Below are 13,980 nucleotides of genomic sequence, written 5' to 3'. Positions count from 1 at the left end.
AAAGGAGAAAACATGGCATTCGGTGATAATGGTAAACGTAAAAAAACATTCTTTGAAAAACTTACAATGTTTGTCGTATTAATCATGTTGTTTGTTACTTTAGCCGGTATTTTTGCGACTGCAATTGGTGTATTTAGTAGATTCTAAATTGCTAGTTGTAGGATTTATTTCAAATAGTTGGTGACTGGGATTTTCCCAGCCCTTTTTAAAGTGAGAAAAGAATATGAGTATGTTTTTAGACACAGCCAAGATTAAAGTAAAGGCTGGTAATGGTGGCGATGGCATGGTTGCCTTTCGTCGTGAAAAATACGTCCCTAATGGTGGACCATGGGGCGGTGATGGAGGACGTGGTGGTAACGTTGTTTTCGTTGTAGACGAAGGTTTACGTACCCTTATGGACTTCCGTTACAATCGTCATTTCAAGGCCCAATCAGGTGAAAAAGGGATGACAAAAGGAATGCATGGTAGAGGGGCAGAAGACTTGATTGTCCGTGTACCTCAAGGGACAACCGTGCGTGATGCGGAGACTGGGAAAGTTCTTACTGATTTGATAGAGAACGGACAAGAGTTCATCGTGGCTTACGGTGGTCGTGGTGGTCGCGGAAATATTCGTTTTGCAACACCTAAAAATCCTGCGCCAGAAATCTCAGAAAACGGAGAACCTGGTCAAGAACGTGAATTACAGTTAGAACTTAAAATCCTTGCGGATGTAGGTTTAGTTGGTTTCCCATCTGTTGGTAAATCAACACTCCTTAGCGTGATTACCTCTGCTAAGCCAAAAATTGGTGCCTACCACTTTACAACAATTGTTCCAAATCTTGGTATGGTTCGTACCCAGTCCGGTGAATCCTTTGCCGTTGCAGACCTTCCTGGATTGATTGAAGGTGCCAGCCAAGGTGTTGGCTTGGGTACCCAGTTCCTTCGCCATATCGAGCGTACTCGCGTTATTCTTCATATCATTGACATGTCAGCTAGTGAAGGACGTGATCCCTATGAGGATTATTTAGCGATCAATAAGGAACTTGAATCTTATAACCTTCGTCTTATGGAGCGTCCACAGATTATTGTTGCCAATAAAATGGATATGCCTGAGAGTCAAGAAAACCTTGAAGAGTTCAAGAAAAAATTGGCTGCTAATTATGATGAATTTGAAGAATTGCCACCAATCTTCCCAATTTCAGGTTTGACTAAGCAAGGACTTGCACCGCTATTAGATGCAACGGCTGAACTTCTTGATAAAACGCCAGAATTCCTTCTTTATGATGAGTCAGATATGGAAGAAGAGGTTTATTATGGCTTCGATGAGGAAGAAAAACCATTTGAGATTGGTCGTGACGATGATGCAACATGGGTTCTCTCAGGTGAAAAACTCATGAAACTCTTTAACATGACTAACTTTGACCGTGATGAGTCTGTCATGAAATTTGCGCGTCAGTTGCGTGGTATGGGAGTTGATGAAGCTCTTCGTGCTCGTGGAGCTAAGGACGGCGACCTTGTCCGTATTGGAAAATTTGAGTTTGAATTTGTAGACTAGGAGATAGCTATGGGTGATAAACCAATATCTTTCCGAGATGCTGATGGAAATTTTGTTTCTGCTGCAGACGTCTGGAATGAAAAGAAATTAGAAGAACTTTTTAATCGCCTCAATCCCAATCGTTCATTGAGACTTGCGAGAATGAAGAAACAAGCCGAAGAAAAAAAATAAGAATAAAAGAACCCGTGATATTTGTATCACGGGTTTTCTGGTTTCTAACTATTTTTGATCTGGGATTTCAAGACTAGATTGCGCAAGGTCTACAGTTAATTGATAGTCTGTATTGTCACGTATTGTAATCTCAAAGTCAGTAGTATAAAGAACGAGACGGAGAGTATCACCTTTTCTTAGTTTGTAAATTGTTGGTTGGAGTTCAAATTGGAATTCCATCCATTCATCTGGTTTAACTTCTTCAATTTTTAATAAATCATGACGATTTTGGAGGTTGAGGTAGCCTTTGGTGATAACACGTTGGGCATTTGGGCTAAATGGTAGTTCGCAAAGGTTTTCCAGCATATGGTAACGACCATTATCAATAGTACGAGCAGCCAAGACTCCAGGATAAGGTTGAAGGTATTTCTTTTGACCAAGTTCGAGAAGTTGAGCAGAGAGAAGACCTTTATTGGTACTTGACTTGAGACGAAGGTTTAGTTTAACACGACCATTGATATGAAGATCTTCAGTCACTGGCAGGTCAATAGTTACCTGATTGACTTTTCCTTGATAGAGTTCATTATTAAAGGTTTGGTAAGTCTTTCCAAATCGTTCGAAGTCAGAATCTTGGTAATGATTTTCAATGACAGCTTCCTCAGTACCTAAAGAGAAAGTTTTATGGTCAGTTTGATTTCCAAAATCTTCAAGTGACAGCCAAGTTTGAGGAGCAGTATTGTCTTGCCAAACGACTCTTGGAAGTTGGTAGTCAGTTTCTTGGTCCAATAATTTCTGTGTCAAAAGGGCATTCATGGATTCACGGAAATCAATTGACTGCCAGTTGTTCATATAAACGTGGGCGCCGTTATGGTAAAAGAGATGTTTTTTAACATGACTTGGAAGAGCATTGAACATTTGATAGACGTGAAGAGGTTTTACATTCCAGTCTTGTGAACCGTGAGTAAAGACAACTTCAGCCTTAACCTTTTTAGCATTAAGAAGGTAGTTTCTGTCATGCCAAAATTGGTTATAATCTCCAGTTTTACGGTCTAGATTTTTCTTGAGTTCTTCTATGGAAGCTTTATGAGCCTCGTTTCCACGAATAAAGTCACCAGCTAAGAGATTACGGGAATAGGTTAATTCATCTAATGAATCGAAGTCCTCACCTGGATAGCCACCTGGGCTTGTCACAAGACCATTTTCACGGTAATAGTTGTACCATGATGAGATACCTGCTTCTGCAATAATAACCTCTAAACCATCAACTCCTGTGCTAGCAAGACCGTTAGACATTGTTCCTAGGTAAGAAAGACCAGTAGTTGCCACTTTACCATTTGACCAATCAGCTTTTACTTGACGTTTACGACTATGATCCGTAAAGGCACGACAACGACCATTTAGCCAATCGATAACATTCTTAAAAGCTTCAACTTGACGGTAATCTCCATTGGTCATTAAACCTTGTGAATCTTTAGTACCAAGACCTGATACGTAGATATTGGCAAATCCTCTTGGAAGGAAGTAGTCGTTAAGTGTGTAGCTGCTATTGATATGAGTGAGTTTTTCTTCAGCTTCAGAAACAAGTTCAGCCTCCCCAACGGGTTCAACTAAGTCCAGGGTTGGATTTTCTAACGTAATTTCATGTGGTTCCTTGACTTCTAGTTCGGCTTCCATCTTATAGAGAGCCTTATCGCTTGCTTTGTCATTGGTTCCTTGATGGTATGGACTTGCTGTCATGACAGCTGGAATCTTTCCATTGTATGCTGGACGAATGATATTTACCTTGATGAGGTCAGGTAGACCATCTTTATCAGAATCAACACGAGTCTCTACATAAACTACTTCACGAATGACATTGTTAGTATTGAAGGTTGCCAAACTCTTGCCATTGAAGTAGTGATAGTTATTGTCCTCAGGAATAAGACCATCACTAACTAACTGATCGATAAGGGTGTTCCCTTTTTTAGTGCGTGTGTTTAAAAGCTGGTAGAGATTGTCGATTAGATCTCCGTAAACGATCGGAAACGCTGTTTCTTTGTGAAAAGCAAGAGCATCTTCAAAGTCTACTAAGTAACTGAATCCAAGCAATTGAAAGGCAACAGTGTAGAAAATTTCTGCTGTCAATTCACGGTCTAAATTGAAGAAAGTGAGTAAATCTGTTTCTTTATCAACTGCTAAAGTAGTGAGGGGATAATCCGTATTTTTAAAATTGAAAAAACAAGTTCTAACAAAAGCTTCAAACTGTTCTTTATGTGAAGCTGAAAGATCAAGCTTGAATCCAAGCTCAGATAATTCCTGTAAAGCTTGTTGGTTTGTAACGGGATAATAACTAAATTGATTAAAACGCATGGATATCTCCTTTTAAAGAATCATTCAAGAGTCATTATATCAAAAAATCATAGAAAATAACAGAAAGAGTAGAGATATGACTTATAGTCAGGTATGATAAGAGAGCCGATACCAAAACAAGGACAATTTTCATTTTTTGAGTATCCTATAAGGATATGCTATACTAGATATATGTTAGATTTGGAGAAATACGGCGTGACCATGTGGGAAGAGGAGAAAATTCTCTCTTTCCGTCAAAAACTTTTAGCCTGGTATGATGAAAATAAGCGGGACCTACCTTGGAGAAGAAGTAAAAATCCATACCATATCTGGGTATCTGAAATCATGTTGCAGCAGACCAGAGTTGATACAGTTATTCCCTATTATGAACGTTTTTTAGAAAGCTTTCCAACTGTAGAGACTTTAGCAAATACATCTGAAGAATGCTTATTAAAGGCATGGGAAGGTCTTGGTTATTATTCTCGTGTTCGCAATATGCAAACTGCAGCTCAGCAGATTATGAATGAATTTAATGGAGAATTTCCTTCAACTTACGAAGGTATTTCAAGCTTGAAAGGGATAGGTCCCTATACAGCCGGAGCTATTTCAAGTATTGCCTTTAATCTAGCACAGCCTGCAGTTGATGGGAATGTCATGCGTGTTTTGGCTCGTTTATTTGAAGTCAATCACGACATTGGTAATCCAAGTAATCGCAAGATATTTCAAGCTATAATGGAAAATTTGATTGATCCAGAACGTCCAGGTGATTTCAATCAAGCCTTGATGGATTTGGGTTCAGATATTGAGGCACCCGTTAATCCGAGGCCAGAAGATAGTCCAGTTAAAGATTTTAGTGCTGCCTATCAAAATGGAACAATGGATCGCTATCCAATTAAAGCGCCAAAGAAAAAGCCAGTTCCCGTCTATCTTAATGCTTTAGTTGTTCAAAATGGTAAGGGGCAGTTTTTACTAGAAAAGAATGAAAGTGAAAAGTTACTTGCTGGATTTTGGCATTTTCCCTTGATTGAGGTAGATGAATTTTCAAAAAATGAAGAACTAAATCTCTTTAATCAGGTAGCTGAACCATCTATTCAACTTGGGCCATCACCGCAAGAAAGTTTTGAGCAGGATTATGATTTAGAAGTTGAGTGGCAGGATAGTCATTTCGAAGAAGTGAAACATATCTTTAGCCATCGAAAGTGGCATGTACGAATCCTATCCGGGAAAGTAGTTGATAGCAAAGAATATTGTGATAAAGAGGTAGTTTGGTTAACTCCTGAAGAGTTTGACCTCTATCCACTAGCAAAACCTCAACAAAAAATTTGGCAAGCATATTTAAAAAGATAGGATAATACCAGTCTTTCGTGTCTTCTTTGCATTTTTTTGGTATAATTGATATAAGGAAAAAGGTGACTATATGAAAAAAATATTGATTGTAGATGATGAAAAACCAATCTCAGATATTATTAAGTTTAATATGACCAAGGAAGGTTATGAGGTTGTTACAGCCTTTAATGGACGCGAAGCCATCGAATTATTTGAAGCTGAGAAACCAGATATTATTATTTTGGATTTGATGCTTCCAGAAATTGATGGTCTTGAAGTGGCTAAAACAATTCGCAAGACAAGTAGTGTTCCAATTATCATGCTTTCAGCAAAAGATAGTGAGTTTGACAAGGTTATTGGTCTTGAACTTGGTGCGGATGATTATGTGACCAAGCCATTTTCAAACCGTGAGCTACAAGCGCGTGTGAAGGCTCTTCTTCGTCGTACGGAGTTAGTAGCAGTAGATAACCAAGAGGAAGATACTAAATTGCAAAGTCTTCAAATTAGGGATTTAGAGATTCTTCCAGATGCTTATGTAGCCAAAAAATATGGAGAAGAATTGGATTTAACTCACAGAGAGTTTGAGTTGTTGCATCACTTAGCTTCTCATCTTGGTCAAGTTATTACCCGTGAACATCTTCTTGAGACTGTTTGGGGTTATGATTATTTTGGTGATGTTCGTACTGTAGATGTTACCATTAGACGTCTACGTGAGAAGATTGAAGACACACCAAGTAGACCTGAATATATCTTAACTCGTCGTGGTGTGGGTTATTATATGAGAAATAATGATTGATATAATTAAACAAACAATTTTAACCAGAGATTTCGTCTTTGTACTCATATTAATTGGTTTTATCATGCTTGTTAGCTTTCTCTTGCTTGAAGGCCGTAGAGATAATATTCGACTCAAACAGTTAAATCAAAAGATTAAAGATTTAATTGCTGGTGATTATTCTCAGGTATTAAATATGCAGGGGAATACTGAAATCACTAACATTACGAATAACTTAAATGATTTGTCTGAAGTTATTCGTCTAACTCAAGAAAACCTTGAGCAGGAAAGTAAAAGACTGCATAGTATTCTATCATACATGACTGATGGGGTTCTTGCAACCAATCGTCGTGGTCAAATCACTATGATTAACGATATGGCTAAAAGACAACTTGGGGTTGAAAGTGATGACGCGCTCAATCAGAACATTTTAGAGTTGCTCAAGATTGAAGATGAGTACGAGCTTAGAGACTTAATTACGCAAAGTCCTGAAATGATGATTTATTCCCAAAATGTAAATGGGGAGTATATTAGTTTGCGTGTGCGTTTTGCCTTGATTCGTAGAGAGTCTGGCTTTATCTCTGGCTTGGTAGCAGTTCTACATGATACGACTGAACAAGAGAAGGAAGAACGCGAGAGAAGGCTTTTCGTTTCCAACGTTAGTCATGAATTGCGAACTCCATTGACCAGTGTAAAATCTTACCTAGAGGCCTTGGATGAGGGTGCATTATATGAACCTGTTGCTCCCGATTTTATCAAAGTATCTCTAAATGAGACCAACCGTATGATGCGAATGGTAACGGACCTCTTGCATCTTTCGCGTATTGATAATGCAACTAGCCATTTAGATGTTGAATTGATTAACTTTACAGCTTTCATTACGTTTATCCTAAACCGTTTCGATAAGATGCGATCTCAGGATCAAGAAAAGAAATACGAGTTGGTTCGAGATTATCCGATTACATCGGTCTGGATTGAAATTGATACAGACAAGATGACTCAGGTAATCGATAATATTCTTAACAATGCCATCAAGTATTCGCCTGATGGTGGGAAAATTACGGTTAGCATGAAAACCACTGATGACCAGATGATTTTATCTATTTCGGACCAAGGACTTGGGATTCCTAAAGAAGATTTACCGAAGATTTTTGACCGTTTCTATAGGGTTGATAAGGCTAGAAGTCGTGCCCAAGGTGGGACTGGTTTAGGTCTTGCTATAGCAAAAGAAATCATTAAACAACACAATGGATTTATCTGGGCCAAGAGTGAATACGGGAAGGGTTCTACCTTTACCATTGTTCTTCCTTATGATAATGATGCTGTAAAAGAAGAAGTATGGGAGGATGAAGTAGAAGACTAGAATGAGTGAAACAGGCTTTAAATATAGTATTTTAGCATCGGGTTCTAGTGGTAATTCCTTCTATCTAGAAACCCCTAAGAAAAAGATTTTAGTAGACGCAGGATTATCTGGTAAAAAAATTACAAGCTTATTGGGTGAAATCAATCGTAAACCAGAAGATTTGGATGCTATTTTGATTACGCATGAGCATGCTGACCATATACATGGTGTTGGAGTTTTAGCTCGTAAGTACGGCATGGATCTTTACGCCAATGAAAAGACCTGGCAAGCTATGGAAAATAGTAAGTATCTAGGTAAAGTTGACTCTTCACAAAAGCATATCTTTGAAATGGGGAAAACCAAAACATTTGGAGATATCGACATTGAGAGTTTTGGAGTTAGCCATGATGCAGTTGCTCCCCAATTCTACCGTTTTATGAAGGATGACAAGAGCTTTGTTATGCTGACGGATACAGGCTATGTTAGTGACCGTATGGCTGGCATTGTCGAGAATGCCGATGGCTACTTGATTGAGTCTAATCATGATGTTGAAATCCTGCGAGCAGGATCTTACGCATGGCGACTCAAACAACGAATCCTGTCTGACCTTGGTCACCTCTCAAATGAAGATGGAGCAGACGCTATGATTCGCACACTAGGAAATCGTACGAAGAAAATTTACCTAGGCCATCTATCCAAGGAAAATAATATCAAGGAGCTAGCCCACATGACCATGGTCAATCAGCTAGCTCAAGCAGATCTAGGAGTAGGGGTGGATTTTCAAGTTCACGATACGTCTCCAGACACTGCAACACCACTAACAGACATATAAAAAAGAAGGCAGACGCCTTCTTTTTTATATATTTTTATAATCCAGCAAATTCTTTGATTTCTTGAGCTGACATAGAAGAATCACAACGTACCTTAATCTCTCCATTTTCAACATGAACAAAACCTGGTACAGTAGGGATTTCATAGCGTGAACGGAAATCTTGCAGTGCTTCAAGTTGACTTGGTTCTTCACTATTGATGAAATAGATGTGTGCTTTGGTTTCAGCTACCACACCAGCCAATGTGCCAGCAAATTTACGGCAGTAAGGGCAAGTTTTGCGACCGATAAAGAATGTAGCAGTTTCTTTTTTATCAAGAGCTTCTTGCGCACGCGCAACAGTTGTCACTTCAAGATCTTTAATGTTTTCTAAAAATTGTTCCATGAGTTTTCCTCGCTTTCTTTTAAATCTAGTATGCCATAAAGTTTTTAAAAATGCTTAGATTTGATACGAAAAAAGATGAGATTGGTTGATCTCATCTTTTAATTGTTTATTTTACAAAGGCATTGATTTCAGCTTCGATATTAGCAATCTTAGATTGTGAATCTTCGTTGCTTTCTCCAACAACGGCAATGTAGAACTTGATTTTTGGTTCAGTACCGGAAGGACGAACTGCAATCCATGAACCATCAGCAAGTGTGTATTTCAAGACATCACTTGGAGGAGTAGTCAAGGCTGTTACAGTACCATCAGTGGCAGTGGATGTTTGTGCTTTAAAGTCTTCTACGACTGTGATTTCTGTTGCGTTCCATTCTTTTGGAGCATTGTTGCGGAATTTCGCCATGATCGCTTTGATTTGTTCAGCACCATCAACACCTGAGAGAGTTACAGAGATTGTTTTTTCTGCGTAGTAGCCGTATTCTTTGTAGATTTCTTCGATACCGTCAGCAAGTGTCAAACCGCGTGAACGGTAGTAGGCAGCAAGTTCAGCAACGACAAGAACGGCTTGGATGGCATCTTTATCACGTACGAATGGCTTAATCAAGTAACCGAAGCTTTCTTCAAATCCCATCATGTATGTGTGATTGTGTTTTTCTTCGAATTCTTGGATTTTTTCAGCGATAAATTTGAAACCTGTCAAAACGTTGAACATAGTTGCGCCGTAGCTTTCAGCAATCTTCGTTACCAAGTCAGTTGATACGATAGATTTGCAGAGAGCGGCATTTTCAGGAAGAGTTCCAGCATTTTTGTGAGCTTCCAAGATGTACTTAGCCATGATGGCACCGATTTGGTTCCCTGAAAGGTTAAGGTAGCTTCCGTCTTTTTGAAGGACTTCAACACCGACACGGTCAGCGTCAGGGTCGGTTGCAACAAGAACATCAGCGCCTACTTGGCGACCAAGTTCTTCAGCAAGGGCAAAGGCTGCTTGGCTTTCTGGGTTTGGAGATTTAACAGTTGAGAAGTCTGGGTCTGGAGTTGCTTGAGCTTCAACGACTTGAACAGAATCAAATCCTGCTTGAGCAAGAGCACGACGAGCTAACATTTCACCAGTACCATGAAGTGGGGTGTAGACAATCTTCATATCTTTACCGAATTCTTCAATCAAGGCAGGGTTGATGTTTACATCTTTAACTTCTTTGAGGTATTCTGCATCGACTGCTTCGCCGATAACTTCAATCAAGCCAGAAGCTTTTTCAGCTTCTACATCAGCGACTTCTACAGCGAAAGGATTGTCGATAGCACGGATGTAGGTAGTCAAAGCGTCTGCATCGTGTGGAGGCATTTGTCCACCGTCTTCACCATATACCTTGTATCCGTTAAACGGAGCAGGGTTGTGACTGGCAGTAATCATGATACCTGCGAAACAATTGAGGTGACGAACAGCAAATGAAAGTTCTGGAGTTGGACGGAGACTTTCAAAAACATACGATTTAATACCGTGTTTTGCAAGAACTGCAGCAGATTCAAAGGCAAACTCAGGAGAGAAGTGGCGGCTATCATAAGCGATGGCAACACCACGTTCTTTTTCGTTTCCAGCTTTTGATTCGATCAAACGAGCCAAACCTTCAGTTGCTTGGCGAACAACGTAGATATTAATGCGGTTTGTACCAGCACCAATCAAACCACGCATACCAGCAGTACCGAATTCAAGGTTTGTGTAAAAGGCATCTTCCTTTGTTTTTTCATCCATGCTTTCCAAATCACGACGAAGATAGTCTGGAAGATCTGCGAAATCAACCCATTTTTGGTAGTTTTCTTGGTAAGTCATAAGTTATCTCCTTTAATATATAATCTAATCGCCTTCATTATACCACGATTTAAAGTTTTAGTAAAACGTTAGCGTGGCTCAGTTCTTTGAATTTAAGTTTCATTTTAATCATAGAATGAGTAGAAATTTATTATATTTAAAAATTTACAATATTTTTAAAGCGATTTCCTTTTTTTAGTTTGAAAATTATTGACTATATGGTACAATATAGTCAATAATAAAAGGAGTTTTCTATTATGAAAAAAGTTCTTAAGCATTCAGCTTTAGTTTTAACTGCTTTAGCATTAGTAGCTTGTGGAAATAGTAAAAAAGCAAGTGACAATGGTACTGCATCTAATTCAAACTTTGAAGTTTCTGTTAAAGACGGTATGTATGTTCTTCCAAAAGATGAAGATTCAAATTCACACTACCTTGCACTTCAAGTTGAGATTAAAAACAATCGTGATAAACAGTTTAGCTTTACTAGCCAAGATATCGCGCTTTATAACGAAAAAGACGAAAAAGTTGAACCAATTCAAATTTATGAGTCAGACAGTAAAACTAAATTCATGTCGTACGGAGATAGCCTCTCTAAAGGCAAGAGTGTTGCTGGTTATGTAGTTTATGAAGTTGATAAAGATGCAAAATATGAACTTCACTTTGCCCCAAGCTTTTACGATGATGTAAAAGAAAACAAAAAAGGTAAAAATGACGTAGCTATCAAGGTTGACCCAACTCAATACGAAGACACTATTGATGAAGCTAAAGAAGCTATGAAAAAATATGTTGATGCTGTTTACCTAGATGGTGAAAACACTGGTGGTGCATCAAACGTAAGCTTTACTAATGACAAAACTCAAATCGTCGCACTTGAAGATAAAAAATCAGACAACAAGAAATCAGACGACAAGAAATCAGACGACAAGAAATCTGAAGAAAAGAAAGATGATAATAAGTCTGAAGACAAAAAATCAGATGACAAAAAATCTTCAAACGATTCTGATGTGATTACAAATGACGTGAAGGCTGATAGAGAAGAATTTATCAAGAAATTCATCGAATCATTCGGTAAAGGATTCTACAACTACAAACCTTCTGATTCTGAACTTCGTACATTTGCAGAAGCATATATCAAAGCAAATGCAAAACGAGCAAAAGTTGATTACAAAGTAAAAACTTATTTACCAGACTATGCAGTTGTTTATGTAAGACCAGAAACAATCGACTTGGATAACTTAAATGTTTATGAATTGAGCCGTAAATTCTACGACGAAAACAAAGGTAAATACAGCAGCTACTCAGAAGCTATGAAAGCTGGTGAGAAGTACATTTTAGAAAATGCACCAAGTCAATTTGATTCAACTCCTCTTGATACTAGCGATAATATGCAAAAAGAAGGATACGAAATCAAGATGACTAAGAAAGACGGTAAATGGACAATCGACACATCTTCTAAGAACTATAACTTAAAAGATATGGCACGTACATTCCGTGGTGGTATCGGTTATTAATATCTAAAAGTTCGAGTTTAAATCTCGAACTTTTTTTATTTGAATTGTTAAAAACAGAAAAAGATAGTAAAATAGTTACATGATTATTTTACAAGCTAATAAAATCGAACGTTCTTTTGCAGGCGATGTTCTATTTGAAAATATTAATCTACAAGTAGATGAAAGAGATCGTATTGCTCTCGTTGGAAAAAATGGAGCAGGTAAGTCGACACTATTAAAGATATTAGTCGGGGAAGAAGAGCCAACTTCTGGTGAGATTAATAAGAAAAAAGACATTTCCCTTTCTTACTTAGCACAGGATAGTCGATTTGAATCCGAAAATACTATCTATGACGAGATGCTTCACGTCTTTGACGACTTACGTACTACTGAAAGACAACTTCGACAAATGGAGCTAGAGATGGGGGAAAAGACAGGTGCAGAACTCGATAAGCTCATGTCAGACTACGATCGTCTATCTGAAGAATTCCGTCAAGCTGGAGGATTTACCTATGAAGCTGATATTCGCTCTATTTTAAATGGTTTCAAGTTTGACGAGTCTATGTGGCAGATGCGAATCGCTGAGCTTTCTGGTGGGCAAAATACACGTTTAGCTCTGGCAAAAATGTTACTTGAAAAACCAAATCTCTTGGTTTTGGATGAGCCGACCAACCACCTGGATATTGAAACCATTGCCTGGTTAGAAAACTATCTGGTTAATTACAGTGGTGCCTTGATAATTGTCAGTCACGACCGTTATTTCCTAGATAAGGTAGCAACCATAACGCTCGACTTAACCAAACATTCTTTAGATAGATACGTAGGGAACTACTCTAGTTTTGTGGAGCAGAAAGAGCAGAAGTTACTGACTGAAGCTAAGAACTACGAAAAGCAACAGAAGGAAATTGCTGCTTTAGAAGACTTTGTTAACCGAAATCTCGTTCGAGCATCGACAACCAAGCGTGCTCAATCTAGACGTAAACAACTGGAAAAGATGGAGCGTTTAGATAAGCCTGAAGCTGGGAATAAATCAGCAAATATGACCTTTCACTCTGATAAAACATCTGGTAATATTGTGCTGACAGTTGAGAATGCTGCTATTGGATATGATGGAGAAATCTTATCAGAGCCTATCAATCTTGATCTTCGTAAGATGAATGCTGTGGCAGTTGTAGGTCCGAATGGGATTGGAAAGACAACCTTTATCAAGTCTATTGTTGATCAGATTCCTTTTATAAAGGGTGAGAAGCGTTTCGGTGCCAATGTCGAAGTTGGCTACTATGATCAAACACAAAGCAAGCTTACACCAAGTAATACTGTTCTAGATGAACTCTGGAATGATTTTAAATTGACGCCAGAAGTGGAAATTCGAAACCGTTTAGGTGCCTTTCTATTCTCAGGTGATGATGTTAAGAAATCAGTTGGCATGCTTTCAGGTGGTGAGAAAGCTCGCTTGTTACTGGCTAAACTATCAATGGAAAATAATAACTTCCTGATTCTTGACGAGCCGACCAACCATTTGGATATTGATAGTAAGGAAGTTCTGGAAAATGCACTGATTGACTTTGATGGTACTTTACTTTTTGTCAGCCATGACCGTTACTTTATCAATCGTGTCGCTACACATGTTCTGGAATTGTCCGAAAATGGTTCGACCCTCTATCTTGGAGATTATGACTATTATGTGGAGAAAAAAACAGAGCTAGCAACTAGTCAAGAGGAAGAAGCGGCAGCTGTTAGCCAAGAAAAAGAGGCTTCTCCAGTTAATGACTACCAAGCTCAAAAGGAAAGTCAAAAAGAACTTCGTAAATTGATGAGACAAATCGAAAGTCTTGAGACAGAAATCGAAGAGCTGGAAACTCAAGCCCAAGTTATCTCTGAACAAATGCATACCACCAATGATGCAGATGAACTCATGCAATTACAAGCTGAACTAGATAAGATTAGTCAGCGCCAGGAAGAAGCGATGCTAGAGTGGGAAGAATTATCGGAAAAAGTTTAATAATAAAAAAGCAAC

General features: G+C 38.5%; 12 protein-coding genes. 9 read left to right on the top strand and 3 right to left on the bottom strand.

All coding sequences use genetic code 11. The features are described 5' to 3' along the window. Window positions 1–12 precede the first annotated feature (12 nt). The 3 genes from KBU52_RS02940 to KBU52_RS02930 all read left to right on the top strand — a co-directional run bounded on the left by KBU52_RS02940 (window position 13) and on the right by KBU52_RS02930 (window position 1,705). Window positions 13–147 (top strand): DUF4044 domain-containing protein, encoded by a 135-nt coding sequence (locus KBU52_RS02940; protein WP_000863850.1) that lies wholly within the window; start codon window positions 13–15, stop codon window positions 145–147. 76 nt (window positions 148–223) lie between these two features. After that, the gene (obgE, locus tag KBU52_RS02935) at window positions 224–1,534 is read left to right on the top strand and encodes a GTPase ObgE (protein WP_254724261.1); all 1,311 of its coding nucleotides are present in this window, start codon (window positions 224–226) and stop codon (window positions 1,532–1,534) included. Between the two features lie 9 nt (window positions 1,535–1,543). Then, window positions 1,544–1,705 (top strand): hypothetical protein, encoded by a 162-nt coding sequence (locus KBU52_RS02930; RefSeq protein ID WP_006148428.1) that lies wholly within the window; start codon window positions 1,544–1,546, stop codon window positions 1,703–1,705. Window positions 1,706–1,753: 48 nt separating this feature from the next. Here the strand turns inward: KBU52_RS02930 and KBU52_RS02925 are convergent, their stop codons facing one another. Further along, a complete protein-coding gene (locus KBU52_RS02925; protein ID WP_254724260.1) occupies window positions 1,754–4,033 on the bottom strand; it encodes a Xaa-Pro dipeptidyl-peptidase in 2,280 nt (759 codons plus the stop codon). Window positions 4,034–4,204: 171 nt separating this feature from the next. On the opposite strand from KBU52_RS02925, the gene mutY reads away from it, so the two are divergent. From mutY to KBU52_RS02905, 4 genes are all read left to right on the top strand, one after another. After that, window positions 4,205–5,359 (top strand): A/G-specific adenine glycosylase, encoded by a 1,155-nt coding sequence (gene mutY / locus KBU52_RS02920; protein ID WP_036752839.1) that lies wholly within the window; start codon window positions 4,205–4,207, stop codon window positions 5,357–5,359. Window positions 5,360–5,429: 70 nt separating this feature from the next. Continuing rightward, complete coding sequence (gene yycF, locus KBU52_RS02915; protein ID WP_004252689.1) at window positions 5,430–6,134, top strand: response regulator YycF; 705 nt, start codon at window positions 5,430–5,432, stop codon at window positions 6,132–6,134. Then, window positions 6,127–7,476 (top strand): cell wall metabolism sensor histidine kinase VicK, encoded by a 1,350-nt coding sequence (gene vicK, locus KBU52_RS02910; RefSeq protein WP_036752842.1) that lies wholly within the window; start codon window positions 6,127–6,129, stop codon window positions 7,474–7,476. Before yycF ends, vicK begins: the two co-directional genes overlap by 8 nt. Before the next feature lies 1 nt (window position 7,477). Further along, window positions 7,478–8,287, top strand: a complete 810-nt coding sequence (locus KBU52_RS02905; RefSeq protein WP_036752845.1) for an MBL fold metallo-hydrolase — start codon at window positions 7,478–7,480, stop codon at window positions 8,285–8,287. Between the two features lie 34 nt (window positions 8,288–8,321). Here the strand turns inward: KBU52_RS02905 and KBU52_RS02900 are convergent, their stop codons facing one another. Both KBU52_RS02900 and KBU52_RS02895 read right to left on the bottom strand, forming a co-directional pair. Continuing rightward, on the bottom strand, window positions 8,322–8,669 hold the full coding sequence (locus KBU52_RS02900; RefSeq protein WP_004252697.1) for a thiol reductase thioredoxin: 348 nt from the start codon (window positions 8,667–8,669) through the stop codon (window positions 8,322–8,324). A gap of 106 nt (window positions 8,670–8,775) precedes the next feature. Further along, window positions 8,776–10,494, bottom strand: coding sequence for a phospho-sugar mutase (locus tag KBU52_RS02895; protein ID WP_254724259.1), 1,719 nt, complete (start codon window positions 10,492–10,494; stop codon window positions 8,776–8,778). A gap of 236 nt (window positions 10,495–10,730) precedes the next feature. Here KBU52_RS02895 and KBU52_RS02890 point away from each other — a divergent pair, with 236 nt between their 5' ends. Then, a complete protein-coding gene (locus KBU52_RS02890; RefSeq protein WP_254724258.1) occupies window positions 10,731–11,984 on the top strand; it encodes a DUF4352 domain-containing protein in 1,254 nt (417 codons plus the stop codon). 79 nt (window positions 11,985–12,063) lie between these two features. Continuing rightward, on the top strand, window positions 12,064–13,965 hold the full coding sequence (locus KBU52_RS02885) for an ABC-F family ATP-binding cassette domain-containing protein (protein ID WP_254724257.1): 1,902 nt from the start codon (window positions 12,064–12,066) through the stop codon (window positions 13,963–13,965). The last annotated feature ends 15 nt before the right edge of the window (window positions 13,966–13,980 follow it).

Source organism: Streptococcus sp. 9.1(2021) (assembly GCF_030466425.1).
GTDB lineage: Bacteria > Bacillota > Bacilli > Lactobacillales > Streptococcaceae > Streptococcus > Streptococcus wuxiensis.
This window is presented reverse-complemented; position numbering and strand designations above follow the sequence as displayed.

What these genes read in the sequence shown, in the direction of transcription:
- KBU52_RS02940 (WP_000863850.1), top strand. Translation starts at nt 13, where the DNA reads ATGGCATTCGGTGATAATGGTAAACGTAAAAAAACATTCTTTGAAAAA.
- obgE (WP_254724261.1), top strand. Translation starts at nt 224, where the DNA reads ATGAGTATGTTTTTAGACACAGCCAAGATTAAAGTAAAGGCTGGTAAT.
- KBU52_RS02930 (WP_006148428.1), top strand. Translation starts at nt 1,544, where the DNA reads ATGGGTGATAAACCAATATCTTTCCGAGATGCTGATGGAAATTTTGTT.
- KBU52_RS02925 (WP_254724260.1), bottom strand. Translation starts at nt 4,033, where the DNA reads ATGCGTTTTAATCAATTTAGTTATTATCCCGTTACAAACCAACAAGCT.
- mutY (WP_036752839.1), top strand. Translation starts at nt 4,205, where the DNA reads ATGTTAGATTTGGAGAAATACGGCGTGACCATGTGGGAAGAGGAGAAA.
- yycF (WP_004252689.1), top strand. Translation starts at nt 5,430, where the DNA reads ATGAAAAAAATATTGATTGTAGATGATGAAAAACCAATCTCAGATATT.
- vicK (WP_036752842.1), top strand. Translation starts at nt 6,127, where the DNA reads ATGATTGATATAATTAAACAAACAATTTTAACCAGAGATTTCGTCTTT.
- KBU52_RS02905 (WP_036752845.1), top strand. Translation starts at nt 7,478, where the DNA reads ATGAGTGAAACAGGCTTTAAATATAGTATTTTAGCATCGGGTTCTAGT.
- KBU52_RS02900 (WP_004252697.1), bottom strand. Translation starts at nt 8,669, where the DNA reads ATGGAACAATTTTTAGAAAACATTAAAGATCTTGAAGTGACAACTGTT.
- KBU52_RS02895 (WP_254724259.1), bottom strand. Translation starts at nt 10,494, where the DNA reads ATGACTTACCAAGAAAACTACCAAAAATGGGTTGATTTCGCAGATCTT.
- KBU52_RS02890 (WP_254724258.1), top strand. Translation starts at nt 10,731, where the DNA reads ATGAAAAAAGTTCTTAAGCATTCAGCTTTAGTTTTAACTGCTTTAGCA.
- KBU52_RS02885 (WP_254724257.1), top strand. Translation starts at nt 12,064, where the DNA reads ATGATTATTTTACAAGCTAATAAAATCGAACGTTCTTTTGCAGGCGAT.